This window comes from Xanthomonas cannabis, from assembly GCF_040616535.1.
In the GTDB taxonomy this organism is placed as follows: Bacteria; Pseudomonadota; Gammaproteobacteria; order Xanthomonadales; family Xanthomonadaceae; genus Xanthomonas; species Xanthomonas cannabis.
In genome coordinates this window covers 440,076-465,303 of sequence record NZ_CP136580.1, presented here as the reverse complement: position 1 = coordinate 465,303, position 25,228 = coordinate 440,076, and the positions used below count along the sequence as shown (strand labels likewise).

Genomic DNA, 25,228 nt, shown 5'->3' with positions numbered 1-25,228 from the left:
CGCAGCAGCAGCGCCGTACCTGAATACCCAAGCGTCGATCGGCAAACTGCAATCGGCGACAAGACCACCACCATCCAGTATTTCTGAGCCCTGTCGCAGCACCACCGCGCCGCGATCAACGCGTATCGGCACGCAACAATCGGCGACAATACGCCCATGCATATCGATGTCATCGGCCATGGGCCTGCGCTGGTTCTCCTGCACGGTTGGGCACTGCACGGCGGGGTGTTTGCGCCGCTGGTCGAGCGCCTGTCACCGCACTATCAATTGCATCTGGTCGACCTGCCCGGGCACGGCTTCAGTCGCGACAACAGCACGCCACTGGCCTTGCCGTATGTGGTTGCGGCCATTGCCGCCGCCACCCCGCCTGCGGTGTGGCTGGGCTGGTCGCTGGGCGGGCTGTTTGCGCTGCATGCCGCCGCCACCCAACCGCAGGTGCGCGGGCTGGCGATGATCGCGGCCACGCCGCGTTTCGTGCGGGGCAGCGACTGGCCGGACGCAGTCGAGCGCGACGTGTTCGTGCAATTCGGCAAAGAGTTGACGCGCGATTACCGCGGCACACTGGAGCGGTTTCTGGCGCTGGACACGCTCGGCTCGGCGCATGCACGCAGCGAACTGCGCAGCCTGCGCGAAACGCTCACCGCACGCGGCGAACCGGCGCCCGAGGCCTTGCAGCAGGGGCTCACCCTGCTCGAACGCACCGACCTGCGCCGCGCCTTGCCGCAGCTTGCACGTCCCAGCCTGTGGATCGCCGGCCAGCGCGATCGCCTGGTGCCTGCCGCCGGCATGCATGCCGCCGCTGCGCTCACCCCGCATGCGCAGGCGCTCACCATTGCCGGCGGCGGCCACGCCCCCTTTCTCGGTCACGTCGATCAAGTGAGCGAGGCACTGCAACGCTTCGTTGCGTCCGTGCCGTGAGCGGATCGCCGATCATGCAACATCGCTGATCGAGGACATACCGCATGGATCTTGGAATCGCCGGCCGCTGGGCCCTGGTCTGCGCCGCCAGCAAGGGACTGGGGCTGGGTTGTGCACGTGCCCTGGCCGGCGAAGGCGCCAACGTGGTCATCGTCGCGCGCGGCCGCGACGCGCTGGAGCATGCGGCCGAGGCATTGCGCGCAGTTCCTGGCGCTGGCGAGGTGCGCAGCGTGGTCGCCGATATCGCAACGCCGCAGGGACGCAGCGCCGCGCTCGCCGCCTGCCCGCAGGTGGACATCCTGATCAACAACGCCGGCGGCCCGCCGCCGGGCGATTTCCGCCACTGGGAACGCGAAGATTGGCTACGCGCGCTGGACGCCAACATGCTTGCCCCGATCGAACTGATCCGTGCCACCGTCGATGGCATGCGTGCGCGCCGCTTCGGCCGCATCGTCAATATCACCTCCAGTGCGGTGAAGGCGCCGATCGACATCCTGGGCCTGTCCAACGGCGCACGTGCCGGCCTCACCGGCTTCGTTGCCGGGCTGGCGCGCAGCACCGTGGCCGACAACGTCACCATCAACAACCTGCTGCCCGGCCAGTTCGCCACCGACCGCCTGCGGAGCAACTTCGCCACCATCGCGCAGCAGCAGGGCCGCACGCTCGAAGAAGTCGCCGAGCGCAAGCGTGCGGGTATCCCGGCGGCGCGTTTTGGCGAGCCGGACGAATTCGGCGCGGCCTGCGCATTCCTGTGCGCCGCGCAGGCCGGCTACATCACCGGGCAGAACCTGCTCATCGATGGCGGCAGTTATCCGGGCACGTTCTAGCGCCGCGCCCGGCTCCATCCATCGATTCCCTCCGCCTCGCCCAGAGGCGACAATAGCGCCGCAATGAACAGCACTTTCGACCCCCGCCACGTCCGGCGCGCGTTTGCGCGTGCCGCCAGCAGTTATGCCGCCGCCGCCGCGCTGCAGCGCGAAGTGGAAACGCGCCTACTCGAATCGCTCGACTACCTGGGCGAGCAGGTGCCCAAGGTGGTGCTGGATGTCGGCGCCGGCCCCGGCCATGCCAGCGCTGCGATCAAGAAACGCTGGCCCAAGGCACAGGTGATCGCGCTCGACCAGGCCATGCCGATGCTGCGCCAGGCGCGCAAGGCAGCCGGGTGGTGGAAGCCGTTTGCGCAGGTCTGCGCCGATGCGCGCGCACTCCCCGTCGCCGATGGCAGCGTGGATGTGATCTTCAGCAATCTGTGCCTGCAATGGGTGGAAGACCTGCCGGCGGTGTTTGCCGGCTTCCGCCGCGCCCTGCGGCCGGGCGGCCTGCTGCTGTGCTCGACCTTCGGCCCGGAGACCCTGATCGAGCTGCGCGATGCCTTCGCCCAGGCCGACCCCGCCCCGCACGTTAGCCGCTTCCCGCCGATCGCGCAGTTCGGCGATGCCCTGCTGATGTCCGGCTTCCGCGACCCGGTGCTGGACCGCGACCTGTTCACGCTCACCTACAACGACCTGCCCGCCCTGATGCGCGAGCTGCGGGCGATGGGCGCCACCAACGCGCTCAGCAATCGCCGCGCCACGCTGACCGGACGCGGCCGCTTTGCCGCCGCCAGTGCCGCCTACGAACCGCTGCGCCGGCCCGACGGCACCCTGCCCAGCTCCTGGGAAGTGATCTATGCACACGCCTGGGCTCCGGCGCCCGGCGCGCCCATCCGCGAACAGGGGCATGACGTCGCCAGCGTGCCGGTGGCCTCGATTCCGATCCGCCGCCGCCGCGATTGAGGCAGTGCACAGTGGTCGCGCCCGTGCGCCGGTTCCGGTGACACACAGTATTGCGCCGGCGCCGCTGTGCAGTGGCCGGGCGCAGCCGCCACACCCGGTAGAATTCATCCGCTAAAGGCTTCCCCTGCCCGGCGTTGCCCGCCGGCGGCCTTCCCCTCTGTTGCGGCCCCCCGCCCCCATTGGCGTTCCCCATGTTGAAGTGGCTCCTCATCGCGCTGTTCATCGCATCGGCGCTGTACATCCATTACCGCGGTCGCGTGCGGCACCGGCTCAGCCGGCAGCTGCTGGACCATTCCACTTTCATGGCGCCGATCAACACGCTGATGTATCTGTGTTCGCGCGTGCCGACCACGCCGTTCATCGACCCGGGCAAGGAGTTTCCCGAGCTGGCGCCGCTGCGCGCCCACTGGCCGGTGATCCGCGATGAAGCGGTGGCGCTGCAGCAGATGCAGAAGATCCGCGCCGCCGACGGTTATACCGACATCGGCTTCAATTCGTTTTTCCGCCGCGGCTGGAAGCGCTTCTATCTGAAGTGGTACGGCACTGCGCACCCGTCTGCAGCCGAGCTGTGCCCGCAGACCACCGCGTTGCTCAAATCCATCCCCACGGTCAAGGCGGCGATGTTCGCCGAGCTGCCGCCGGGCAGCGAACTGCGCCCGCACCGCGACCCGTTCGCCGGCTCCATGCGGTTGCACCTTGGCCTGGCCACGCCCAACGACGACCGCTGCTTCATCGACGTCGACGGCCAGCGCCACAGCTGGCGCGATGGCGAGTGGACCATGTTCGACGAGACCTATATCCACTACGCGCGCAACGACACCGACCAGGACCGCATCATCCTGTTCTGCGACATCGAGCGCCCGATGCGCTGGCGCTGGGCGGCGGCCGTGAACCGCTTCGTCGGCCGCAGCCTGCTCTCGGCCGGTGCCTCACCCAATCAGGAAGGCGACAAGACCGGCGGCATCAACCGCGTGTTCCGGTATTTCTACGCCGCGCGGCTGAAGGCCAAGGCGCTGAAGGAACGCAACAATCCGCTCTACCAGGTACTCAAGTGGAGCATCTTCATCCTGGTGGTGGTCGGGATCGTGTTGCTGTAATACCGGACCACCCGCGTAGGAGCGTGCTTGCGCGCGATGAGGCGTTACCGGGAATGCCGCATCGCGCGCAAGCGCGCTCCTACGCAGCGCTAGTCGGCACTCAGCGCGACACCTGCGCGATCCACTCCTGCAGGTTGTAGTAGTTGGTGACGCGGGTGATCTTGCCCTCGCGCACCTCGAAAAAGGCCCCGCCCGGCAGTACGTAGGTCTGCCCGTTGGCGTCCGGCAGGCCTTCGTCGGTGGTGTGGTAGACCCCGTGCACCACGTATTCGGCCCCCACGCGCGTGCCGTCGTCGCTGGCGGTGATCACGACATCGCGCAGCTGCTCGCGGTAACTGTCGTTCATGCGCTGCAGGAAGGCGGCAAAGTCCGCACGTCCGATCTCGCGTGGGCCCTGGTTGAGGTCATGCGCGACATCGTCGGCCAAAAACGCCAACATGCCGTCCCAATCGCCGCGGTTGAATGCTTCGTAATAGGCCTGGACCAGGCCGGTGGCGCGTTGTCGATTGCTCTCGCTCATGCTCGAACCTGCCGCTGGGAAAGCCGCATCATAGGCCTGCGGTCACGGACCTTGCACCACCAGGTCGCGGTGGAAGTAATAGACCTCCTGCAGCAAAAATCGCCAGCTGGTGTGGAAGCTGCGAAAGCGTGTGCTGGGCGTGGACGAGGCCAGCGCGTCCACGCCCAGTTCCTGACTGAGCCGCAGCGCGCGCGCCATGTGCAGCGGGTCGCTGACGATGATGGCCCGGTGCATGCCATGGCGGGCCATCAGCACGCGGGCCTGTTCCAGGTTCTGCCGGGTGGTGCGCGAGACCGTCTCGATCACGATCGCGTCCGGCGGCACGCCGTGACGCAGCGCGTAACGGCGCGCCACCTGCGACTCGGCAAAGCGCGCGCCGTTGCCGAAGCCGCCGGTAAACAACAGGCGCGGTGCATACCCTTGGGCGTACAGGTCCAGCGCATGCCGGATGCGTTCTTCGAACACCGGTGAGGGACGTGCGTCGTAGGCGGCTGCACCCAGCACGATGATCACATCGGCCGGTGCGGCCTGGTCGCGGTCGCCCACCCACACGATCCACCCGGCCACTGCCACCAGCCAGATCACCGCCAGCATGCATAACCGCCAGCCCCAGCCCCACAGGCCGAGCCCGCGCCGACGCCTGCTCACGCGGCGGCCCAGGGCACTGCGTCCAGGTCGACGTTGCCGCCGGACAGGATCACCCCCACCCGCTTGCCGGCAAACCGCGCCGGGTCGGCCAGCAGCGCCGCCAGCGTGATCGCCGACGACGGCTCCACTACCTGCTTGAGCACCTGCCAGATCAGCCGCATCGCCTGCACCACGGCGGCATCGTCCACGGTGATCACCTGCGCGCCAGCGGCCTGCAGCAGCGCGAAATTCGGCGTGCCCAGGGTGCCGCGCAGACCATCGCAGACGGTGTCGGGGATGAAGTCGACCAGGCGCTGCCCGGCCGCCAGCGAGCGTGCGGTGTCGGCCGCCCCGCTGGGCTCGGCCAGCACCAGCGCGCATCCGGGGGCGGCCTGCAGCGCCAGGGCCGCCCCGGCAGCCAGCCCGCCGCCACCGACCGGCGCCAGCACCACATCCAGCCCACCGCTCTGGTGCAGCAACTCCAACGTGGCCGTGCCCTGCCCGGCGATCACCGCCGGATCGGTGTACGGATGCACGAGAGTCGCCCCGACACTGGCCTGCACCTGGGCACACAGCTGCTCGCGCGCGGCGATGGTCGGCGCACAGCGCCACAGCGTGGCGCCATGCCGGGAAATATTGGCCAATTTGGCGGCCACCGCGCCCTCGGGCACCACCACATGGCAGCCGATGCCGCGGGTACGCGCCGCCAGGGCCAGCGCCGCGCCGTGGTTGCCGGACGAATGGGTCACCACGCCACGCGGGGCCAGCGCGTCCGGCAGCGACCACACCGCGTTGCAGGCCCCACGAAACTTGAATGCGCCGCCACGCTGCAGATGCTCGGCCTTGAAGAACAGCTGCGCGCCACAGAGCGCATCCAGGCTGTGCGAGGTCAGCAACGGTGTCGGCGCGCAGTGCGGGGCAATGCGCGCGGCGGCCTGCAGGACATCGGAATGGACGAGAGGAACCGTGTCGATCATGCCTGCAAGATTAACGTATCGCCCTGCTCTTCACGGCTCGCACGCACACCGCCCGCGCATGCTGGATCGATGACAAAGCGCCACATTGCGGCACAGTTAAGGACCGATTCAATGCATCGGCTCGAAAGTGCCATCATGGTTGCAGGAGGGCACCATCCATGAAATTCCGTCTGATCTTCGCCGCCGGGCTCCTAGCCCTGGGCGGCTGTGCGACCTACGACTACACCGGAGGCGGGTCAGGCGGCTACTACCGTGGCGCGCCCGCCGTGCAGTATCGCTATCCGCCGGGATACTCGCCCTACTACGGCGGTCCTTATGGCGGCCCATACGGCGTGCCGTATGGCGCGGGCGGTATCGGGCTGTACGACTACCCGGTCTACCCGGTCTATCGTGGCGGCGGGTATTACTACCGCCCCAATGATCGTCGCCCGCAGTACCGTCCGCCGCGTCCCAATGGCTCGTTCAACAACGGTCCCCGTCCGAACGGGCCGCGCCCGCAGCAACCCAATCGCCCGCCGGCAACCGGCGCCCCGTCGTCACGGCCCCCGGCCCGCATTGGCGCACCGCCGCGCGTGATCCGCGAAATCCAGCGGCAGACCGCGCCACGCAACACGCGCGAGCAGATTCCGTGACAAGCTGACTGCGACAGGCCCCACAAATGGCAATATTGGGGGCTTGCGTTCAGCCGGCACTTGGTCGCAAGCTAGGTGCTCTGTGTGACCCGCCACGTCATCTTCTGACCCGGCCCGGCCCACTGACCGACTTATGTCGATGTCCGACAGGGAAATCTGGATCCCCCCTGTTCCGGCCCTGTCGGATATCGGCGCCTCCAATGCATAAAGCCCCGGCATGCCGGGGCTTTATGTTTTTGGCATTGGCTTGGCGGCTCGAGATGACGCTGCATGCCTGGATCCTCTGTCAGCACCCACCGACGCAGAAAAAAATAAGGGTCGGCAGTCCCCCGACTACCGACCCTTACGCTACCCCGTCGCACGCGCGGCTGGCCCCTGTTCCAATTCCAGCCTTTGCGCCCATGTCGCAATGCCGCGACGGGTGCAGTAGGGATATCCGCACGAAACATGCCAACTTGAGGGTCAGTATTTTAAAATGTGGCTTACGTCACACTTTTACCCGTCGAGTGACCTCGCTCGCCCTTCAGCCGATACTTTCGCGGCCGCCAACTTCCTTCTGCTCCTGGTTCCCACGCCCATGTCCGACTCTTTCTATCGCTACGACGTCATCGTGATCGGCGGCGGCCATGCCGGCACCGAGGCCGCGCTGGCCTCCGCGCGTACCGGTGCGCGCACCTTGCTGCTGACCCACAACATCGAAACCGTGGGCGCGATGAGCTGCAACCCGGCCATCGGCGGGATCGGCAAGGGCCATCTGGTCAAGGAGATCGATGCACTGGGCGGGGCCATGGCGCACGCGGCCGATCTGGCCGGCATCCAGTGGCGCACGCTCAATGCCTCCAAGGGGCCGGCGGTGCGCGCCACCCGCTGCCAGGCCGACCGCAACCTGTATCGCAACGCGATCCGCCGCATGGTCGAAGCGCAGTCCAACCTGACCGTGTTCCAGGCGGCGGTAGATGATCTGATCATCCACAACGGCGCGACCGAAGCCGACAGCGTGCGCGGGGTCATCACCCAGACCGGACTGCGCTTCGAGGCGCCGTCGGTGGTGCTGACCGCCGGCACGTTCTTGGCCGGCAAGATCCATGTCGGCGAAACCCAATACGCGGCGGGGCGCATGGGCGACCCGCCGGCCACCACGCTGGCCGCACGGCTGCGCGAGCGCCCGTTCGCGATCGACCGCCTCAAGACCGGGACCCCGCCACGCATCGATGGGCGCACGCTCGACTACGGTGTGATGACCGAACAACCCGGCGACGACCCGCTACCGGTGATGTCGTTCATGGGCCAGCGCAGCGACCATCCGCGTCAGGTCAGCTGCTGGATCACCCAGACCACCGAGCAGACCCACGACATCATCCGCAGCGCACTGCATCGCTCGCCGCTGTACTCGGGCCAGATCGAAGGCATCGGCCCGCGCTACTGCCCGTCGATCGAAGACAAGGTGGTGCGCTTCGCCGAGAAGACCAGCCACCAGATCTTCGTCGAGCCCGAAGGTCTGGAGGTGACCGAGATCTATCCCAACGGCATTTCCACCTCGCTGCCATTCGATGTGCAGCTGGCGCTGGTGCGCTCGATCCACGGTTTTGCGAACGCGCACATCACCCGCCCCGGCTACGCCATCGAATACGACTTCTTCGACCCGCGCGGGCTCAAGGCCTCGCTGGAAACCAAGGCGGTGGGCGGACTGTTCTTCGCCGGGCAGATCAACGGCACCACCGGCTACGAAGAAGCGGCCGCGCAAGGCCTGCTGGCCGGGCTCAATGCCGCGCGCCACGTGCATGGCCTGCCGGCGTGGTCGCCGCGCCGCGACGAGGCTTACCTGGGTGTGCTGGTGGACGATCTGATCACCCACGGCACCACCGAACCGTATCGCATGTTCACCAGCCGCGCCGAATACCGGTTGCAGTTGCGCGAAGACAATGCCGATACGCGCCTGACCGGCGTTGGCCGCAGCATGGGGCTGGTCGATGACGCGCGCTGGGCGCGCTTTTCGGCCAAGCAGGACGCCGTGCAGCGCGAGAGCGCGCGGCTGTCCGCGCTGTGGGCCACCCCGGGCAATGCCCTGGGGCGCGAGGTGACGCAGACGCTGGGTGTGTCGCTGAGCCGCGAAACCAATGTGCTGGATCTGATCAAGCGCCCGGAACTCAACTACGCCAGTCTGATGCGCGTGCCTGCACTGGGGCCGGGCGTGAACGATGCGCAGGTCGCCGAACAGGTGGAAATCAGCGTCAAGTACGCCGGCTACCTGGACCGCCAGCGCGACGACATCGCGCGCCAGCAACGCCAGGAGAACACGCCCATTCCGGAAGGTTTCGACTATGCCGGCGTACGCGGGCTGTCGATCGAAGTACAGCAGAAACTCGAGCGCGTGCGCCCGCAACACATTGGCCAGGCGCAACGCATCCCGGGCATGACGCCGGCGGCCATCTCGCTGCTGCTGGTGCATCTGGAGCGTGCGCGGCGCAGCCAGGTGGCGTGATCGGCCCGGGCGACCGCGGTGACGGTGGCAGCGATTGCTGGACTTCCCAGGCAAACGTGCGGGGCGCCGAGCGGCAGTGAAGATCCGCCCACAAGCGGAGCATGACGCCTGAGGGAAGGATGGTGGGCAGCCCCCCTGCATGACCTGTGCGGCCGGCGAGCAAATGCTGCGTCTGCCATGCTTCTTCCGTACCTGATGGGTGTAGAGCCGGCTGCCGGGTGTCGTACCCGCGCGCATGCACATCACCCAGTCCGCGGCGGCCATACGCGCAGTAATCCACATGCCTCGGCATGCCTGAGCAACGGGCTTCCGCATCATCGTGCGGTCGCCGCGGGGACGTTGGTGGGACGCCTGACGCGTCAGATCGCCACGCGATTGGTTTATCTACTGCAATGTGTTGCACGACCGCCGTCATCTACGGATTGGCGGCCGTCATGCAGCATCGACACGGATCGAGGCATGAAACGGCCCTTGTCTCCGCGCGCCGACGGCAGCCCACAGACCGGCATACCGGTGTCATAGCTGGCAATGCGATGGACTCTCCCGAATAACGAAGAAGCAGGCGAAAAACGGGAGTATCTGCCGACCAGACGGTCCATGGGAACAGAAAAGATATTGCTATGATTTGCCAACGACGACACATTTTAACTAAATGAACGCATTTAGCACGTTAATCACCGCGACGTTTCGCATCGCCTGCCCTGTGCTACTGGTGATGCTGGCCACGGTAAGTTCGGCCCACGCCAATACGGAAGAAGACGGCCGGTATTGGCTGAGTATCTACGCGCAGGGCAAGTTACCGGTTGAAAACCTGTACTGGAGCATGGATGTCCATCCGCGCTGGCGCGAGGAAGGCGAGCAGTTCGACCAGTTGATCCTGCGCCCGGCCGTGTTTTATCGGCTCAATCCCAAGGCCAGTGTCTGGATGGGGTACGACACCATCATCAGCCACCCGGCAGGCCAGCCGTCCAATCGCGAAAATCGTTGGTGGGGGCAATTTCAATACCAGTTCGACCCGATTGCCGACATCACCATTACCAGCCGCACCCGTCTGGAACAGCGCCATCGCGAAGACTTCAGCGATGAGGGCTACCGCGTGCGGCAGATGATCCGCGCCACGCGCCCGAGCGGCTTCAGTCCGCAGCTGTCCTGGGTACTGTTCAACGAGTTGTTCGTCAACCTCGATCAGACGCAATGGGGTGCACGGCGCGGCATCGACCAGAACCGTGTATTCGTTGGCATCAACTGGAAGTTCAACGCCATCGCCAACGTGGACGTGGGCTATCTGAACCAGTTCGTCAACACATCGGCAGTGGACCGCGAGAACCACGTGCTGATGACAACCTTCCGTTTCAACTTCTGACGCGTCGTGGCCGATGCAGCAGCGCGCCGCGACGCGCGCGCTGCGCATGCCGGCAAGCGCAGGTGTTTCATCAGCCGCGCTTACTCCGGCAACAGCTGTCTGCGCAGCGTCTGGGCACAGAGCTCCACGGTGGTCTCGGCCGCCTGGATGACGCCACCCATGGTGATGAAGCCGTGGATCATGCCGGGGAAGCGATGCACCGTAACCTCCACGCCGGCCGCACGCAGGCGGTCGGCATAGCGCGCGCCCTCGTCATGCAGGATGTCCAGCTCGGCCAGCACAATCAGCGCCGGTGCAACGCCTGCCACCTCAGGTGCCAGCAATGGCGAAATCCGCCAGTCGTGCATGACTGCCGGATCCTTGAAGAGGTGCTGGTTGAAGAATCGCACCGCCTCGCGAGTCAATGGCGGAATGTCGGCATTGGTCGAGCGTGAGGCATGTTCTGCGCTGCCTTCGCGCGCATCGGTCAGCGGGTAAAGCAGCAACTGGCAGCGCAGGGCAATGCCGGCATCGCGTGCGACCAGTGCCACGACGGCGGCCATGGCGCCGCCCATGCTGTCGCCGGCCACCGCCAGCCGCCGCAGATCCGCACCCACCTGCTGCGGATGCGCCGCCAACCAGTGCAAGGTGGCGATGACATCTTCCACGCCCGCCGGAGCCGGGTGTTCCGGGGCGAGGCGGTAATCCACTGCCAGCACCTGGCAACCGGCACGCGCCGCCAACTGCCGGCACACATCGTCGTGCGACTCCAGATCGCCCACCACCCCGGCACCACCGTGCACGAACAGACAGGTCGGCGCCGGATCGTCGCTCAGGCCGGGCGGCCGGTACAGGCGCAGCGGCACGTCGCCGGCGGCAGTGGCGGCGCGCAGGTCGCGTACCTGCATCGGCAGCACCGGAAAGCCGAGCTGCGCGCTCATGCCACGCATCATTGCGCGCGCCTCCGGCAACGGCAGCGCCTCCATCGGCGGCGCGCCGCTCTGCTGCAACTGTGCAAACAGGCGGACGACATCTGGATCGAAGGACATGGCGACTCCATTACGCGCGGGCGATGTGCAGAGCTTGCCAGATTGTTATGAGCCATCACCATTCATTTGCATAACCAAGCATGCGAAACAGTCCAGGCACCCGCCAACGCCACTGTTTACGAGGGCTCTCACCGCGGCCTGGCCTGTCGCATGACGGTGTTTGCTGCATCGCATCGCGCCCCTGCGCGATGCACGCGACGTCTGCGAATCCGCGGCCGGACAGAATCTGTTCGGCATGGCGGCCATGCGCCCAACACCGATGCGTGGCCGTCACTGCTACAGCGGCAGTGACGGCAACGGTGCGCTGCGGGTGAGGTCTGCAACGGTGCGCCAAACGCCCGCTTCGGCGGTACTTGCAGATCCACCGGATTGGCCAAACGCGCTGCGGTGCAGGTGCAACGCGTACAGACAGCTGCAGTTGGGCACCACCCTGCCCGATCCGGCAAGCCGCCTACCGCCCAAGATGCAGGATGCTCAGACGCCTGAGCAGTGTGCTCAGTCGTCTTCGGCAGCGGCTTCGCGGCCTTGCTGGCGGATCAGGTTTTCCTGGCGTGCGTCTTCGATCGAAGCGCGGATGGCGCGCACGTCGGCGCGCTTGGTGTCGAACTTGAAGCGGCCGGTGAGCGCGCTATCCGGGCGCAACTCGCCTTTCTCGAACAGCGCCCACATCTCCTCGCCGTAGTGCGTGTCCAGCAACTCCGGCGCAAAGCGGCCCAGGCAATCGCGCAGGTTGTGCACGTCGCGCAGCAGCATGTCGCGCGCGGCGTTGTTGCCCGCGGCACTGACCACCTGCGGGAAATCGATCACCACCGGGCCGTCGGGCGAGACCAGCACGTTGTATTCGGACAGATCGCCATGCACCAGGCCCAGCGACAGCATCTTGACCACATCGCCGATCAGGCTGGCATGGAAGGCGCGTGCCTGTTCCGGCTCCAGCTCCACTTCGCCCAGGCGTGGTGCGCTGTGGCCGGCGTCGTCGGTGACCAGGTCCATCAGCAGCACGCCGTGGAAGTAACCGCGCGGCTTGGGCACGTGCACACCGGCATCCACCAGCTGGTAGAGCGCATCGGCTTCGGTGTTCTTCCAGGCGGTCTCGGCTTCCTTGCGGCCGAACTTGGTGGCCTTGCCCATCGCGCGTGCCTGGCGGCTGCCGCGCACCTTGCGGCCCTCCTGGTATTGCACGCGTGCCTGAAAGCTGCGCTGGGCCATGTCCTTGTAGACCTTGGCGCACAGTATGTCGTCGCCGGCGCTGACCACGTAGACGGATGCTTCCTTGCCGCTCTTCAGTGGCCGCAACACTTCGTCGATGACACCGTCGTCGATCAGCGGCTGCAGGCCCGTGGGGGTTTTCATGGACGAAGGGGACCGATCCGAAACAAGTCAGCACCGATTATGCGGCAAGCAGGGTGAAGCGCTTACATGCCGGAGCGCACACTGCGACCGAGGGCATGCATTGGCGCAAGCGCTTACCATGCACAGGACCTGTCACGTACGCGACCCAATGCCCGAGCCTGCCACCAGCCGCCGCAAACGCCCCGCCGCCGTGGCCGCGGCCGGTAGCGAGCGCGGTCTGCCGCACGAGTTGATGCAGCAGATCGCCGCTGCCCAGGGCGACCCGGACTTCATGACCTCGCTGGGGCGCGGGCTGGTGGTGCTGAGCGTGTTCGCCCAGCACGCGCGCGAAGTGACCATGTCGCAGATCAGCCTGGAGACCGGCATCTCGCGCGCGGCGGTGCGGCGTGTGCTGCACACGCTGGCCAGGCTGGGCTATGTCGGCGAGCAGGGCCGTGGCTACGTCCTGTTGCCGCGCGTGCTGGGGATCGGCGGTGCGTATGCCGCGTCGTCGTCGATGACCGCCGCAGCGCAGCCGGTGCTGGACGCGCTGCGCGATCAGTTGCACGAATCCTGCTCGCTGGGCGTGCTGGATGGCGACGATCTGCTGTACGTGGCACGCGCGGAAACGGTGCGCATCATGTCGATCGGGCTGCGCCCGGGCACCCGGTTGCCGGCGTATTGCACCTCGATGGGGCGGGTGCTGCTGGCGGCCCTGCCCGGCGACACCTTGCAGGCCTACCTGGAACGCACCACGCTGCGCCCGCGCACCGATCGCACGGTGACCCAGGCCTCGGCCCTGCTCGAGGTGCTGGCGCGCGCGCGCCGCGAAGGCATGTGCCTGACCGACCAGGAGCTGGAGATCGGGCTGCGCTCGATCGCGGTGCCGGTGCGCAATCTGCGCGGCGAGGTGATCGCCGCGCTCAACATCGGCGCCCAGGCCGGGCGCGTCAGCCTGCAGACCATGCAGACGCAATGGCTGGACCCTCTGAAACAGGCCGCGCAGCGCTTGGGTGCGTTGCTGAGCTGAAGACAGCCGGTGGTGTGCCGGCGCAGGCGCTGCAAGCCGGTGACGTTGCGCATGGCCGGTGCGCACGCAGGACCGCTGCCCCGCACGCACGCCACGCAGGCTCACCGCGGCCTGCGCAGGAAGCCCACCACCGCATCCACCCAGGCCGCGTGGCTGTCTTCGACATGCGCCACATGATCGGCATGCGGCAAGGTGACCCAGCTGCGATCTGCGCTGCGCAGGCGCGCGTAGACATGGGCATTGTCGGCCTGCGTGGCGATGGGGTCGTCGACGCCACGCAGCAACAACACCGGCAAGCTGCTGACCTGCTCGGGCCGGAACGCGAACTGCTCCATCGCCCGCCAATCGGTACGGACCGGGTCGGCGGCCAGCGCTTGCGCCACGTAGGCGTCCCGCACGCGGGCCGGCGCGGCGCCGGCGGTAATGAAATCTTCGCCGGCTGCGGCAGCGGTGGTGGGTTCCCGCAGCGGCCGGGCCGGCGACGGCGTGGCGGCCGCTGGCGCATCGACATCGTCCGGGAAGCCATACAGCACCAGCGCCGACACCGCCTGCGGTTGCTGCTGGCCAAGCAGCAGCGCCACCCGCGCACCGTTGGAATAACCGATCAGCGCCGGCGGCGGCAGCCCCGGATGCTGCCGGGCGATCCAGGCCAGGACCTGCTGCACGTCGTCCACCGCGCGCGTGGGCGTGTTCCAGCCGCTGCGGTCGCGCGCACTGCCGCCATAGCCACGCAGATCCACCGCATAGGCCGCGAACCCCGCCTGCGCCAGCGCGGCAAGCACCGAGCGCGCATCGGGCGCTTCGCCCGGCACCTGCAGGTCGAAATTGGGCAGCGCACTCCAGGTGCGGCCATGCACCAGCAGCACCGTGCCACGCGGCTGCGCGGGCACGCGCGACCACACGGCCAGTGACTGTCCATCGTCGGCGCGCACCTGGGTCAGCCGGGTGCCCGGTCCGGGCTGCGGTTGGGCAGGCGCGGCCAGCGAGACCAGCAGGAGCAGCAACAGGCAGGCGGGTCGGAACGTCATGCTATGTCTCGTGATGGGCGCACTGACATCGGCAGGCAGCGCGGGGTGTGCGCGAGGCAGTGATGCCGCACCTCAGCGCTCGGCAGCCTGTTCCTGCAGGATCGGCGTTGCCAGCGCAAAGGCGTGGTTGGCCGCCGGCACGCCGCAGTAGATGGCCGCCTGCAGCAGCACTTCCTTGATCTGCTCGGGCGTGACGCCATTGTTGCGCGCCGCGCGCACGTGCAGCTTGAATTCTTCGTCGTGGCCCAGTGCGACCATCATCGACAGGGTGATCAGCGAGCGGGTATGCGCAGGCAGGCCGTCGCGGGTCCAGATGGTGCCCCAGGCGTAGCGGGTGATCAGGTCCTGGAACTCGCTGGTCAGCTCGGTGCGTGCGGCCAGCGAGCGGTCGACATGGGCATCGCCCAGGACGCGTCGGCGTTCGCGCAAGCCGGCCTGGTAACGCTCGTCTTCGTGCATGAGGGGCCTCGTTGGGGGAAGGATCAATCGGCCTGGAGAAAGCCCAGCACCGCGTCATTGAACGCAGCCGGCGATTCCAGGTTGCAGATGTGTCGCCCGGGCACCTGGGCGTAATGACCATCGGGCGCGGCGTAGGCGATCTCGCGCAGATTCGGCGGCGGGCAAACCGGGTCGTCGTCGCCGGCCAGGGCCAGCAGCGGCAGGGTGAGCCCGTCCAGCGCGCCGCGGAAATCCGCCTCGGCCACCGCCTGGCAACACGCGATGTAGCCTGCCGGCGAGGTGGACACGAACGCGGCCGCGATCATGTCCAAACGCTGCGCATGGCTGAGGGCGAAGCCCGGCGTGAACCAGCGCTGCAAGGTGGCATCGATCAGCATCGGCAGGCCTTCGCTGCGCACCTGCTCGATGCGGGTTTCCCAGGTGGCGGTGCTGCCGATCTTCTGCGCGGTGGCGCAGAGCACCAGCCGCCGCAGCCGCTGCGCCGCGTGCAGGCCCAGCCACTGCCCGGTGAGGCCACCGATGGACAGGCCGCAGAAGTCGCTACGCTCTATCCCCAGCGCGTCCCACAGCGCCAGCACGTCCTGGCCCAGGTCGGCCACGCTGTACGGGCCGGCGGGCGTGTCCGAATACCCGTGGCCGCGGCGGTCGTAGCGCAGGATGCGGTAGTGCGGGGCGAAGGCGTCGATCTGCACGTCCCACATGTGCAGGTCGGTGCCGAGCGAATTGCAGAAGGTGAGCCAGGGGCGTCCTTCGGTACCGTCCAGGCGGTAGTGCAGGCGATGGGTGGGCAACTGGAGATAAGCCATCGGAGCACCGTCAGCGGGAAGAAGAACCGGCCAGCACGCGATCGATCCAGACCGAGGACATGCCGCGCCAGCTGTCGGTATCGAACACCGCCTGCAGTTGCGCGTGCGTGAGCACCGCGCTCACCTGTGCGTCCTCGCCCAGCACCTCGCGCAGATGCCGCTGCTGCGCCTGCGCGCGCGCCACCGCCTGTTCGACCAGCGCGTGGGCCTGCGGCTTGCCCAGCTGCGGGGCCAGCGCGAACACCGCCGCCTCGGCGTAGAGCACGCCGCCATGGCTGTCCAGATGCGCCCGCATGCGCACGCGGTCCAGCTCCAGGTCGCGCAGGCAGGCCTGCATCTGCGCCAGGCTGCCGGCGGTGAGGCAGACGATCTGCGGCACGGTGTCCCATTCGGCATGCCATTGCCCGGCCGCGCGCTCGTGCGGCTGCGCCATCGCGCTGAACAAGGTGGCCACCAGCCCGGGCACGCGCGTGGCGGCGGCCACCGCTGCCACGCTGGAGACCGGGTTGCGCTTGTGCGGCATCGCCGACGAGCCCCCCTTGCCGGCAGCAGACGGCTCGAAGGCTTCGCCGACTTCCGACTGCATCAGCAGCACCACATCGCCACCGATCTTGCCGAGCGTGCCGGCCAGCAGGGCGAACGCGCAGCCGACCTCGACGATGCGGTCGCGCGCGGTGTGCCATGGCAAGGCCGGCAGCGGCAGCGCCAGCGTGGCGGCCAGCGCCTGGGCCACGTCCAGCCCGCGCTGCTGCAGCGAGGCCAGGGTACCGGCGGCGCCGCCGAACTGCAGCACCAGCGCATCGTCCTGCAATGCCTGCAGGCGTTGCTGCGCGCGCTGCAGCGCATCCAGCCAGCCGGCCACCTTGAGCCCGAAGGTCACCGGCACCGCCTGCTGCAACAAGGTGCGCCCGGGCAGGCCGGTGTCGCGCTCACGGGCAGCCAGTGCAGCCAGGTCGCCACACAGGCCCTGCAGGCGCGGCAGCAGCAGATCGAGCGCGGCGCGCAGTTGCAACACCATGCCGGTATCGATGACGTCCTGGCTGGTGGCGCCCCAGTGCACCCAGCGCGCGGCGGCGGCATCCTGCGTGGCGACGCGCGCGGTCAACGCCTTGACCAATGGAATGGCGGGGTTGCCGGCCAGCGCGGTGGCCTGCGCCAGGGTGGCGATGTCGTAGTGCTGCACATCGCAGGCGGCTGCGATGGACGCGGCCGCGTCGGCAGGAATCACACCGCACTGCGCCTGCGCGCGCGCAAGCGCGGACTCGAAGTGGAGCATTGCCTGCACGCGCGCCGCATCATTGAACAAGGCATCGCACGCCGGCTCGCCAAACAAGGATCCCAACAGAAACGACGTCGCGCTCATGCATTGCCTCTCTTGGCGTGACGGCAGCATGGCACCGAAGCAAGGGGGTGCCAACTAGACGTTAGGGCAATGCGAGCCGCGCCGCCGCCGGTAGCGACACCGGTGATGCAGCGCGCCGCTGTGTTGATGCGCGCGCCGCCGGGCGCTTCTGCGCGTGCTGGCGAAGGCGGTGCACGCAAGTGACGACGTACATGCCGTTCACGCAGGCACCGTGCTGGGCAAGCACCACCCGGCGAACCGCCGGCATCCCGCCATCGCACCGACGACATCGCGCAGGCAGCGGGCGCGTCAGTAACGGAAGAACACGGTTTCCGCATCGCCCTGCATGTGGATGTCCCAGGCGTAGGCACCGCCGCCGCGCGGCTGGGCCAGCAGGCTGGCACGCCGTTGCGCCGGCACCAGGGCCAGGATGGGATCAGTGCCCAGCTGCGGGTCGTCGGCGAAGTACAACCGTGTCGAGGCGCCACGCAGCAAGCCGCGCATGAACACCAGTACGGTCAGGTGCGCGGCCTGCTGCCGGCCATCCGGCCCGGCCACGGCGCCCGGCTTGATGGTGGTGAATGCAAAACGCCCCTGCGCATCGGTGGGCACGCGACCCCAGCCGTCGAAGCCGGGGTCGTGCGCCGCATGACGGGCATCGGCGGCATGCGCGTAGATGCCGGCGGCATCGGCTTGCCACAGCTCCAGCACCGCGTCGGCGACTGGAACGCCGGCGCCATCGAAGACGCTACCGCTGATCTGCACGGGCGTGCCGGCGACGTGCCCGGGTGCAAGCTGGTCGCGATACAGCGGCTCCAGCCCGAGCCGGTAGTACGGGCCCACGGTTTGCGACGGGGTGGCGTGCAGGCTCATCGGCTTACTCCCAGACCGTTTGTTTGCGACCGCGCAGCACGATGTCGAAACGGTAGGCCAGCGCGTATTCGCTGATGGCGTTTTCCCAGTCGAAACGGGACACCATGCGCTCGCGTGCCTGCGCATCGTCGACGCAGTTGTAGATGGGGTCGTGCGCCAGCAGCGGGTCGCCGGGAAAATACATCTGGGTGATCAGGCGCTGCCCGATGCCGTCGCCATGCAACGAAAAATGGATGTGCGCCGGCCGCCAGGCGTTGTAGTGGTTGCGCCACGGATACGCGCCCGGCTTGATGGTCTTGAATGCATAGCGGCCGTGATCGTCGGTCAGCACCTGGCCGGTGCCGCGGAAGTTGGGGTCCAGCGGTGCGTCGTGGCGATCGCCTTCGTGCTGGTAGCGGCCGGCGGCATTGCATTGCCAGACTTCCACCACGCTGTTGCGCACCGGCTTGCCGTTTTCGTCCAGGACGCGGCCGGACACGATGATGCGCTCGCCCAGCGGCTGGCCATCGAATCCTGCGGTGAGATCGGCGGCATGCTCTCCCAGGGTGAGGCGGTCCATGCGCGGGCCGGTGACTTCCGACAGCGTGGCCGGAATCTCGATCGCTGCCTGCAGCGGGCCACGCAGGGCCGTGGAGGCGTATGCCGGATGCAGGTAGGCCGGCTGGGTGCCCGGACGGGTGCGGCGGTAGCCGAGCAGCGGATCGGCGGGTGGCGTCTCAAGGGTGGCATCGCGCATCGTGAGATCTCCGTCGGCCGCGGTGCGGCGCGTTCAAGCGGTGTGGGTGTGCGGTGGTGGCGCGGTCGGTTGCCATCGATGGCCTAGAGACGCTCGATGGCCAGGGCAACACCCTGCCCCACCCCGATGCACATGCTGGCCAGGCCGAGCCGCCCGTTGCTGGCCTCCAGCTGCCGCAGCAGGGTAAGCGCCAGCCGCGCACCGCTCATGCCGAGCGGATGGCCCAGGGCGATGGCGCCGCCATTGGCGTTGACCCGGGCCGCATCGTCGTCCAGCCCGAATGCCCGCGTGCAGGCCAGTGCCTGCGCAGCGAAGGCTTCGTTGAACTCGATCGCATCGAAGTGGTCGATCTGCAGGTTCAGGCGGGCGAGCAGGCGTTGGGTGGCCGGCACCGGGCCGATGCCCATGTACGCCGGCTCCACGCCTGCCGACGCAAAGCCCAGCACGCGGGCGCGCGGGGTCAGCCGATGGGTCTGCACGGCCTGTGCGGAGGCCAGCAGCAAGGCGGCCGCACCATCGTTGATGCCCGAGGCATTGCCGGCGGTCACGCTGCCGGGCTGGCGGAACACCGGCTTGAGCTTGGCCAGTATCTCGGCGGTGGTGTTCGGCCGCGGCGCTTCGTCGTATTCGACGGTGCTGGCCTCGCCGCCCTTGCGCGCAGCCACCGGCACCGAGGTGATCTCGCCATCGAAGAACCCGGCCGCCTGCGCCGCCGCCGCGCGTTGCTGGCTGCGCAGGGCGAAGGCGTCCTGGTCCGCGCGTGCGATGGCATGGCGCTGCGCCACGTTTTCGGCGGTTTCGCCCATCAGCTCGGTGCCGTAGGCCGCCTGCAGGCGCGGGTTGATGAAGCGCCAGCCCATGGTGGTGTCTTCCAGCTGCTGGGTGCGCGCAAACGCGCTTTCGGCCTTGCCCATGACCCAGGGCGCACGCGACATCGATTCGACCCCGCCGGCAATGGCCAGCCCCAGCTCCTGCGCGCGGATGCCGCGTGCCGCGGTGCCGACCGCCTCCAGCCCCGAGCCGCACAGCCGATTGAGGGTGCAGCCCGGCACCGAACTCGGCAGCCCCGCCAGCAACAGGCTCATGCGCGCGACATTGCGGTTGTCTTCGCCGGCCTGGTTGGCGCAGCCCAGGTAGACATCGTCGATGGCGGCCGGGTCCAGCTGCGGCTGGCGCGCCAGCAACGCGGCGATCGGCACCGCGCCCAGGTCGTCGGCACGCACGCTGGACAGCGCACCGCCGTAGCGGCCGATCGGCGTGCGGATGCCATCGATCAGATAGACCTCGCTCATGCGTCGGCTCCGGCCGATTGGGTGCCATGCGCGGCGTCGGTGCGTGCCTGCAGCGCGCGCAATGCCTGCAGTTCGTCTGCGCTGGGCGGGCTGGTCTGCACCAGATCGGCGGCAAAGCGGATCGGCCAGCCGGTGGCGGCGCTGACCTGCTCGGGCGCGATGCCCGGGTGCAACGAGGTGACGGTGAGCTCGCGGGTCACCGGATCGGGCTCCATCACGCACAGGTCGGTGACGACCACGGTGGGGCCGGCGCCGGGCAGGCCGGCACGGGCGCGTGCATCGCCACCGTCCAGATGCCCGACCGTGGTGATGAAGTCCAGCGCCGCCACGAAGCTGCGCCTGGATTGCCGCATGATGATGAACACCTGCCTGGCACTGGCCGCGATCTCCGGCGCACCGCCGGCGCCGGGCAAGCGCGTCCTGGGGGCGGCGTAATCGCCGATCACCGTGGTGTTGAGGTTGGCGTGGCGGTCGATCTGCGCCGCGCCCAGAAAGCCCACGTCCACGCGGCCGCCCTGCAACCAGTAGCGAAAGATCTCCGGTGTGGACACCACGGTGTCGGCGGTCTCGGCCAGCTCGCCGTCGCCGATCGACAGCGGCAGCACATCCGGGCGGGCGCCGATGGGGCCGGATTCGTAGATCAGGGTGACATCCGGCGCATGCGTGAGCCGGGCCAGATTGGCTGCGGTGGACGGCAGGCCGATGCCGACGAAACACACCGCCCCATCCGGCAGGCGGCGCGCAGCCGCCACGGTCATCATCTCGTTGGTGGTGTAGTCGCTCATGCGGCCACCTGCTGCTGCGCGTGCGCATACACACGCTGGAAGGCGGTGAAGTCCTCGGTATCGAGAATGTGGGTCTGGATCCAGGCCTGGAAGCGGGCACGGTCGCGTGCGATCGCGTCCCAGCCCAGATAGAACCGGTTGTCGCGCGCGTAATAGCCGTGCGCGTAGGACGGCGCCGCGCCGCCGGGCACGTGGCAGACCGCGTCCACCACCCAGCGCGGCAGGATGCAGGCATTGGGCGGCGCCTCCAGGGTGTCGACGATCTCTTCCACCGTCACGATCACCTTGCGCGCGGCCAGCGCGGCTTCCTTCTGCACGCCCAGGATGCCCCACAGCAGCACGTTGCCGCGGCGGTCGGCCTGCTGGGCATGGATCACGGTGACATCCGGGTTCACTGCCGGCGTCGCGGCCAGCGTTTCGCCCGTATACGGGCATTGCAGGAATTTGATGCTGTCGTTGACGCGCGGCAGGTCCGAGCCCACGTACCCGCGCAGCACCGCAAACGGCAGCCCCGAGGCGCCGGCGACGTACGCGTTGGCCATGTCGGCGTGGCTGTGCTCGCGCAGGTGCAACGGCTGCGGCCAGGCATGCTCGACCGCATCGCGCAGCCGGTGCAGCGAACCCACGCCTGGATTGCCACCCCAGGAAAACCGCAACGCCGATGCGCAGCCTGCGCCGATCAGCTGGTCGTAGATCAGGTCCGGCGTCATGCGCACCAAACGCAGGTCGCGCTTGCGCTGGCGGATCACCTCGTGCCCGGCCGCGTGCGGGATCAGGTGGGTGAAGCCTTCCATCGCCACGCAGTCGCCATCGGCGATCAGCTGCGACACCGCATGGTTCAGTGAAACGATTTCGACCATGGCACGACCCCGGGCTGCGAACGTGCTGCCACGGTAGAGCCGGCCAGCGGGCGGGGTCAATGCGATTATCGACGAATTAATTCGATAATCGCACGTTTTCGATGGGCCTGTAACGCGCCCACATTGTCTCCGGTGTATACATAACTTCGCTCGCAAGCGGACGCCAGCGTCGCAATGGGCGTCCACTGGTTGCCGGCCGGCGCATCGGCGCCGATTCGATCCCAGGTTGTATACAAACCCCAGGAGTCACGGTCATGTCCCAGTCCAAGCCGCTGTTTCCCCTCAACGCGTGGTACGCCGTCGCCTGGGACCACGAAATCAAGCACGCCCTGAGCCCGCGCAAGGTCTGCAACCTGGAGGTGGTGCTCTATCGCAGCACCGCCGGGGCGGTGATCGCGCTCGAAGACGCGTGCTGGCATCGCCTGGTGCCGCTGTCGATGGGCAAGCTGCGCGGCGATGACGTGGTGTGCGGGTATCACGGCCTGGTCTACAACACCCAGGGCCGCTGCGTGCACATGCCGTCGCAGGAAACCATCAACCCGTCGGCCTGCGTCCGCAGTTTTCCGGTGGCCGAGAAGCACCGCTACGTGTGGATCTGGCCGGGCGACCCGGCCAAGGCCGACACCGCGTTGATTCCCGACCTGCACTGGGCGCATGACCCGGCCTGGGCCGGCGATGGCCGCACCATCTACGCCAAGTGCGATTACCGGCTGGTGCTGGACAACCTGATGGACCTGACCCACGAGACCTTCGTGCACGGCTCCAGCATCGGCCAGGACGAAATCGCCGAAGCGCCGTTCGATGTGGTGCACGGCGACCGCTCGGTGGTGGTGTCGCGCTGGATGCACAACATCGACCCGCCACCGTTCTGGGCCAGCCAGATCGCCCGTCACCTGGATTACCACGGCAAGGTCGATCGCTGGCAGATCATCCGTTTCGAAGCACCCGGCACCATCGCCATCGATGTCGGCGTGGCCATCGCCGGCACCGGCGCACCGGAAGGCGACCGCAGCCAGGGCGTCAACGGCTACGTGCTCAACACCATCACCCCCGAGACCGACACCACCTGCCACTACTTCTGGGCGTTCATGCGCAACTACGCGCTGCACGATCAGTCGTTGACCACGCTGACCCGCGCCGGTGTCACCGGGGTATTCGGCGAAGACGAGGCGGTGCTGGAAGCGCAGCAACGCGCGATCGACGCGCACCCGGATCACACCTTCTACAACCTCAACGTGGATGCCGGCGGCATGTGGGCGCGGCGGGTGATCGACCGCCTGATCGCACAGGAGCAGCGCGCGCAGGATTTGTCGCTGCGCATGGTGGGCTGAGCGCATTGCGCAGGAGACCACCATGCCACCGACCACGCCCTTCCATAGCAGTGCCGCGCAGACCACGCGCGCGCTGCTGTCGCTGCGCGAACTGATACTCGACGGTACCCTGCCGGCGGGGACGCGGCTGTCCGAGCTGGCCGTGGTGCAACGGCTGGGCATGTCGCGTACTCCGGTGCGCGCGGCCTTGCAGCGCCTGTGCGAAGAAGGCCTGGCCAACGCCCTGCCGGGCGGCGGCTATGCGGCACAGGCCTTCAGCGAGCGCGACGTGCACGACGCCATCGAACTGCGCGGCACGCTCGAAGGCCTGGCCGCGCGGATCGCCGCCGAGCGCGGCGTGCCCGCGACGCAACTGGCCCAGGCGCGCACCCTGCTGACGCAGATCGACGCCATCATCGGCGCGCCGCTGGAGACCGTCGACTTCAGCGCGTATGTGGAGGCCAATGCGCAGTTCCACGCGCTGTTGATCGCCATGGCCGGCAGCGACGTGCTCGAACGCGCCCTGACCCGCGTGGTGCAGCTGCCGTTCGCCTCGCCCAACGGGCTGGTCATGGCGCAGACCAGCGATGCCGATGCACGCCTCATCCTCACCCTGGCGCAGGACCAGCATCGCGAAGTGATTGCCGCCATCGAGCACCGTCAGGGCGGCCGCGCCGAGGCGCTGATGCGCGAGCACGCACGCCTGGCGCACCGCAATCTGCGCCACATCCTGCAAACCCCTGCCGCGGTCAGCCAGGTGCGCGGTGGCGCCCTGATCGGCCGTGCCCATGCCTCCAACGCCGGCACCGCCCGGCCTGGCCTTCTGCCCGGAGTACCCCATGCGTAAAGACACCCAGTGGCACCGCGCCCACGTCGTCAGCATTACCGATGCCTGCGAGGGCGTGCGCGAAATCGTGCTCGACCCAGGCCCGGCCGCGCGCAGTTTCGAGGTGGGCAGTCATGTGGATTTCCGCGTGCATCTGCAGGGGCGCAGCGATGTGCGCTCGTATTCGCTGGTGGGCGAGCCGCGCAAGGATGGGTACTACCGCATCGCGGTGCGGCAGATGCCCGACAGCCGCGGCGGCTCGCGACACATGTGGACGCTGCAGCCCGGCGATGTAGTGGAGATGTCGCCCCCCAGCAACAACTTCGCGCTGGACGAATTGGGCGAGGAGATCCTGTTGATCGCCGGCGGGATCGGCATCACGCCCATCCTGGGCATGGCGCAGCGGCTAGCGCAGCGGCACCAGGCGTTCCGCCTGCTTTACGTCGGCCGCTCGCGCCGCGCCATGGCATATGTGGACGAGCTGGAAACACAGCTTGGTGAGCGCCTGCAACTGCACTGCGACGACAATGCCGGTCCGCCCGATCTTGCCGCCGAGCTGGCGCGGCTGTCGCCCAATGCCGAGGTCTATGTGTGCGGGCCGCTGGGCATGCTGGAGGCGGTACGCCAGCACTGGCACGCCGCCGGCCGGCCACGCGCGCGGCTGCACTTCGAGACCTTCGGCAACAGCGGCCGGGTGCCGGCGCAGGCGTTCGTGGTCAAGCTGCCCGGGCTGGGACTGGAAGTGCCGGTGGCCGAAAACGAATCCATGCTCGATGCGCTGGCCGATGCCGGCGTGGAGCTCATTGCCGAATGCCGCCGCGGCGAATGCGGCCTGTGTGCGGTGGACGTGCTCGACAGCGCGGCCGACATCGACCACCGCGACGTGTTCTTCAGCGACGAACAACGCCGCGAAAACCGCAAGCTCTGCGCCTGCGTGTCGCGCGCGGTGGGCGGCAGCATCAGCATCGATACCGGCTACCGCGGCGAGCTGGGCTGAGCACGCCGCTATCGTCACCTCGCTGGCATGCGGGCGCGCTGTGGCGGTGGCATGCGCGCGTCCGTGCGGGACCAGACAGGCCCGCACGGCTGCATGACTGGCCGCGTCGCGCTGCGCACCGCCGCGCAGCCGT

At 68.1% G+C, this 25,228-nt stretch carries 25 protein-coding genes; 11 read left to right on the top strand and 14 right to left on the bottom strand.

The features are described from left to right. Positions 1 to 156: 156 nt before the first annotated feature. From bioH to lpxO, 4 genes are all read left to right on the top strand, one after another. The gene (bioH, locus tag RZV17_RS02030) at positions 157 to 918 is read left to right on the top strand and encodes a pimeloyl-ACP methyl ester esterase BioH (protein WP_355606817.1); all 762 of its coding nucleotides are present in this window, start codon (positions 157 to 159) and stop codon (positions 916 to 918) included. A 44-nt stretch (positions 919 to 962) separates the two neighbouring features. Then, positions 963 to 1,745, top strand: a complete 783-nt coding sequence (locus RZV17_RS02025; RefSeq protein WP_355606814.1) for an SDR family oxidoreductase — start codon at positions 963 to 965, stop codon at positions 1,743 to 1,745. Positions 1,746 to 1,808: 63 nt separating this feature from the next. Further along, positions 1,809 to 2,693 (top strand): malonyl-ACP O-methyltransferase BioC, encoded by an 885-nt coding sequence (gene bioC, locus RZV17_RS02020; RefSeq protein ID WP_039415232.1) that lies wholly within the window; start codon positions 1,809 to 1,811, stop codon positions 2,691 to 2,693. Between the two features lie 191 nt (positions 2,694 to 2,884). Further along, positions 2,885 to 3,790 carry a lipid A hydroxylase LpxO gene (gene lpxO, locus RZV17_RS02015; protein WP_039415240.1) on the top strand — a complete coding sequence of 302 codons (906 nt, stop codon included), beginning with the start codon at positions 2,885 to 2,887 and terminating at the stop codon, positions 3,788 to 3,790. 100 nt (positions 3,791 to 3,890) lie between these two features. On the opposite strand, the gene RZV17_RS02010 is transcribed toward lpxO, so the two are convergent. Genes RZV17_RS02010 through RZV17_RS02000 form a run of 3 tightly spaced genes read right to left on the bottom strand, consistent with a single transcriptional unit; the run spans position 3,891 to position 5,914 of the window. Continuing rightward, positions 3,891 to 4,310 carry a nuclear transport factor 2 family protein gene (locus tag RZV17_RS02010; protein WP_166749741.1) on the bottom strand — a complete coding sequence of 140 codons (420 nt, stop codon included), beginning with the start codon at positions 4,308 to 4,310 and terminating at the stop codon, positions 3,891 to 3,893. A gap of 42 nt (positions 4,311 to 4,352) precedes the next feature. After that, on the bottom strand, positions 4,353 to 4,970 hold the full coding sequence (locus RZV17_RS02005) for a YdcF family protein (RefSeq protein ID WP_123137571.1): 618 nt from the start codon (positions 4,968 to 4,970) through the stop codon (positions 4,353 to 4,355). After that, a complete protein-coding gene (locus RZV17_RS02000) occupies positions 4,955 to 5,914 on the bottom strand; it encodes a pyridoxal-phosphate dependent enzyme (RefSeq protein WP_166743613.1) in 960 nt (319 codons plus the stop codon). Before RZV17_RS02000 ends, RZV17_RS02005 begins: the two co-directional genes overlap by 16 nt. Positions 5,915 to 6,072: 158 nt before the next feature. Here RZV17_RS02000 and RZV17_RS01995 point away from each other — a divergent pair, with 158 nt between their 5' ends. The 3 genes from RZV17_RS01995 to RZV17_RS01985 all read left to right on the top strand — a co-directional run bounded on the left by RZV17_RS01995 (position 6,073) and on the right by RZV17_RS01985 (position 10,391). After that, a complete protein-coding gene (locus RZV17_RS01995; protein WP_166743612.1) occupies positions 6,073 to 6,546 on the top strand; it encodes a hypothetical protein in 474 nt (157 codons plus the stop codon). Between the two features lie 577 nt (positions 6,547 to 7,123). Further along, on the top strand, positions 7,124 to 9,028 hold the full coding sequence (gene mnmG, locus RZV17_RS01990; RefSeq protein ID WP_355606808.1) for a tRNA uridine-5-carboxymethylaminomethyl(34) synthesis enzyme MnmG: 1,905 nt from the start codon (positions 7,124 to 7,126) through the stop codon (positions 9,026 to 9,028). 652 nt (positions 9,029 to 9,680) lie between these two features. After that, on the top strand, positions 9,681 to 10,391 hold the full coding sequence (locus RZV17_RS01985; RefSeq protein WP_104579353.1) for a DUF2490 domain-containing protein: 711 nt from the start codon (positions 9,681 to 9,683) through the stop codon (positions 10,389 to 10,391). An 80-nt stretch (positions 10,392 to 10,471) separates the two neighbouring features. Here the strand turns inward: RZV17_RS01985 and RZV17_RS01980 are convergent, their stop codons facing one another. Together RZV17_RS01980 and RZV17_RS01975 are read right to left on the bottom strand one after the other, a co-directional pair. Then, a complete protein-coding gene (locus RZV17_RS01980) occupies positions 10,472 to 11,419 on the bottom strand; it encodes an alpha/beta hydrolase (RefSeq protein ID WP_047695499.1) in 948 nt (315 codons plus the stop codon). Between the two features lie 495 nt (positions 11,420 to 11,914). After that, complete coding sequence (locus RZV17_RS01975) at positions 11,915 to 12,772, bottom strand: PA4780 family RIO1-like protein kinase (RefSeq protein ID WP_047695500.1); 858 nt, start codon at positions 12,770 to 12,772, stop codon at positions 11,915 to 11,917. Between the two features lie 148 nt (positions 12,773 to 12,920). Here RZV17_RS01975 and RZV17_RS01970 point away from each other — a divergent pair, with 148 nt between their 5' ends. Continuing rightward, entirely contained in the window at positions 12,921 to 13,781 is an 861-nt protein-coding gene (locus RZV17_RS01970; protein ID WP_047695501.1) for an IclR family transcriptional regulator C-terminal domain-containing protein, read from the top strand. 101 nt (positions 13,782 to 13,882) lie between these two features. Here the strand turns inward: RZV17_RS01970 and RZV17_RS01965 are convergent, their stop codons facing one another. The 9 genes from RZV17_RS01965 to RZV17_RS01925 all read right to left on the bottom strand — a co-directional run bounded on the left by RZV17_RS01965 (position 13,883) and on the right by RZV17_RS01925 (position 21,962). Further along, on the bottom strand, positions 13,883 to 14,809 hold the full coding sequence (locus RZV17_RS01965; protein ID WP_355606803.1) for an alpha/beta fold hydrolase: 927 nt from the start codon (positions 14,807 to 14,809) through the stop codon (positions 13,883 to 13,885). Between the two features lie 72 nt (positions 14,810 to 14,881). Next, the gene (gene pcaC / locus RZV17_RS01960) at positions 14,882 to 15,268 is read right to left on the bottom strand and encodes a 4-carboxymuconolactone decarboxylase (protein WP_039408723.1); all 387 of its coding nucleotides are present in this window, start codon (positions 15,266 to 15,268) and stop codon (positions 14,882 to 14,884) included. A gap of 23 nt (positions 15,269 to 15,291) precedes the next feature. Then, positions 15,292 to 16,074: a 3-oxoadipate enol-lactonase gene (gene pcaD / locus RZV17_RS01955; protein ID WP_039565815.1), complete on the bottom strand. Its 783-nt coding sequence runs from the start codon at positions 16,072 to 16,074 to the stop codon at positions 15,292 to 15,294. A 10-nt stretch (positions 16,075 to 16,084) separates the two neighbouring features. Further along, positions 16,085 to 17,437, bottom strand: a complete 1,353-nt coding sequence (locus tag RZV17_RS01950) for a 3-carboxy-cis,cis-muconate cycloisomerase (RefSeq protein ID WP_355606799.1) — start codon at positions 17,435 to 17,437, stop codon at positions 16,085 to 16,087. Between the two features lie 288 nt (positions 17,438 to 17,725). Beyond that, positions 17,726 to 18,289 (bottom strand): protocatechuate 3,4-dioxygenase subunit alpha, encoded by a 564-nt coding sequence (gene pcaG, locus RZV17_RS01945; protein WP_166749748.1) that lies wholly within the window; start codon positions 18,287 to 18,289, stop codon positions 17,726 to 17,728. A gap of 4 nt (positions 18,290 to 18,293) precedes the next feature. Then, entirely contained in the window at positions 18,294 to 19,025 is a 732-nt protein-coding gene (pcaH, locus tag RZV17_RS01940) for a protocatechuate 3,4-dioxygenase subunit beta (protein WP_104579356.1), read from the bottom strand. Between the two features lie 83 nt (positions 19,026 to 19,108). Beyond that, positions 19,109 to 20,317 carry a 3-oxoadipyl-CoA thiolase gene (pcaF, locus tag RZV17_RS01935; protein WP_355606795.1) on the bottom strand — a complete coding sequence of 403 codons (1,209 nt, stop codon included), beginning with the start codon at positions 20,315 to 20,317 and terminating at the stop codon, positions 19,109 to 19,111. Continuing rightward, positions 20,314 to 21,102 (bottom strand): CoA-transferase subunit beta, encoded by a 789-nt coding sequence (locus RZV17_RS01930; RefSeq protein WP_039408733.1) that lies wholly within the window; start codon positions 21,100 to 21,102, stop codon positions 20,314 to 20,316. The genes pcaF and RZV17_RS01930 overlap by 4 nt, the downstream gene beginning before the upstream one ends. After that, entirely contained in the window at positions 21,099 to 21,962 is an 864-nt protein-coding gene (locus tag RZV17_RS01925; RefSeq protein ID WP_104579359.1) for a CoA transferase subunit A, read from the bottom strand. The genes RZV17_RS01930 and RZV17_RS01925 overlap by 4 nt, the downstream gene beginning before the upstream one ends. Before the next feature lie 254 nt (positions 21,963 to 22,216). On the opposite strand from RZV17_RS01925, the gene RZV17_RS01920 reads away from it, so the two are divergent. Genes RZV17_RS01920 through RZV17_RS01910 form a run of 3 tightly spaced genes read left to right on the top strand, consistent with a single transcriptional unit; the run spans position 22,217 to position 25,095 of the window. Continuing rightward, positions 22,217 to 23,293 carry an aromatic ring-hydroxylating dioxygenase subunit alpha gene (locus RZV17_RS01920; protein ID WP_039408740.1) on the top strand — a complete coding sequence of 359 codons (1,077 nt, stop codon included), beginning with the start codon at positions 22,217 to 22,219 and terminating at the stop codon, positions 23,291 to 23,293. A 22-nt stretch (positions 23,294 to 23,315) separates the two neighbouring features. After that, positions 23,316 to 24,119 carry a GntR family transcriptional regulator gene (locus RZV17_RS01915; protein WP_355606791.1) on the top strand — a complete coding sequence of 268 codons (804 nt, stop codon included), beginning with the start codon at positions 23,316 to 23,318 and terminating at the stop codon, positions 24,117 to 24,119. Further along, positions 24,112 to 25,095 (top strand): PDR/VanB family oxidoreductase, encoded by a 984-nt coding sequence (locus tag RZV17_RS01910; RefSeq protein WP_355606788.1) that lies wholly within the window; start codon positions 24,112 to 24,114, stop codon positions 25,093 to 25,095. Before RZV17_RS01915 ends, RZV17_RS01910 begins: the two co-directional genes overlap by 8 nt. Positions 25,096 to 25,228: the final 133 nt, after the last annotated feature.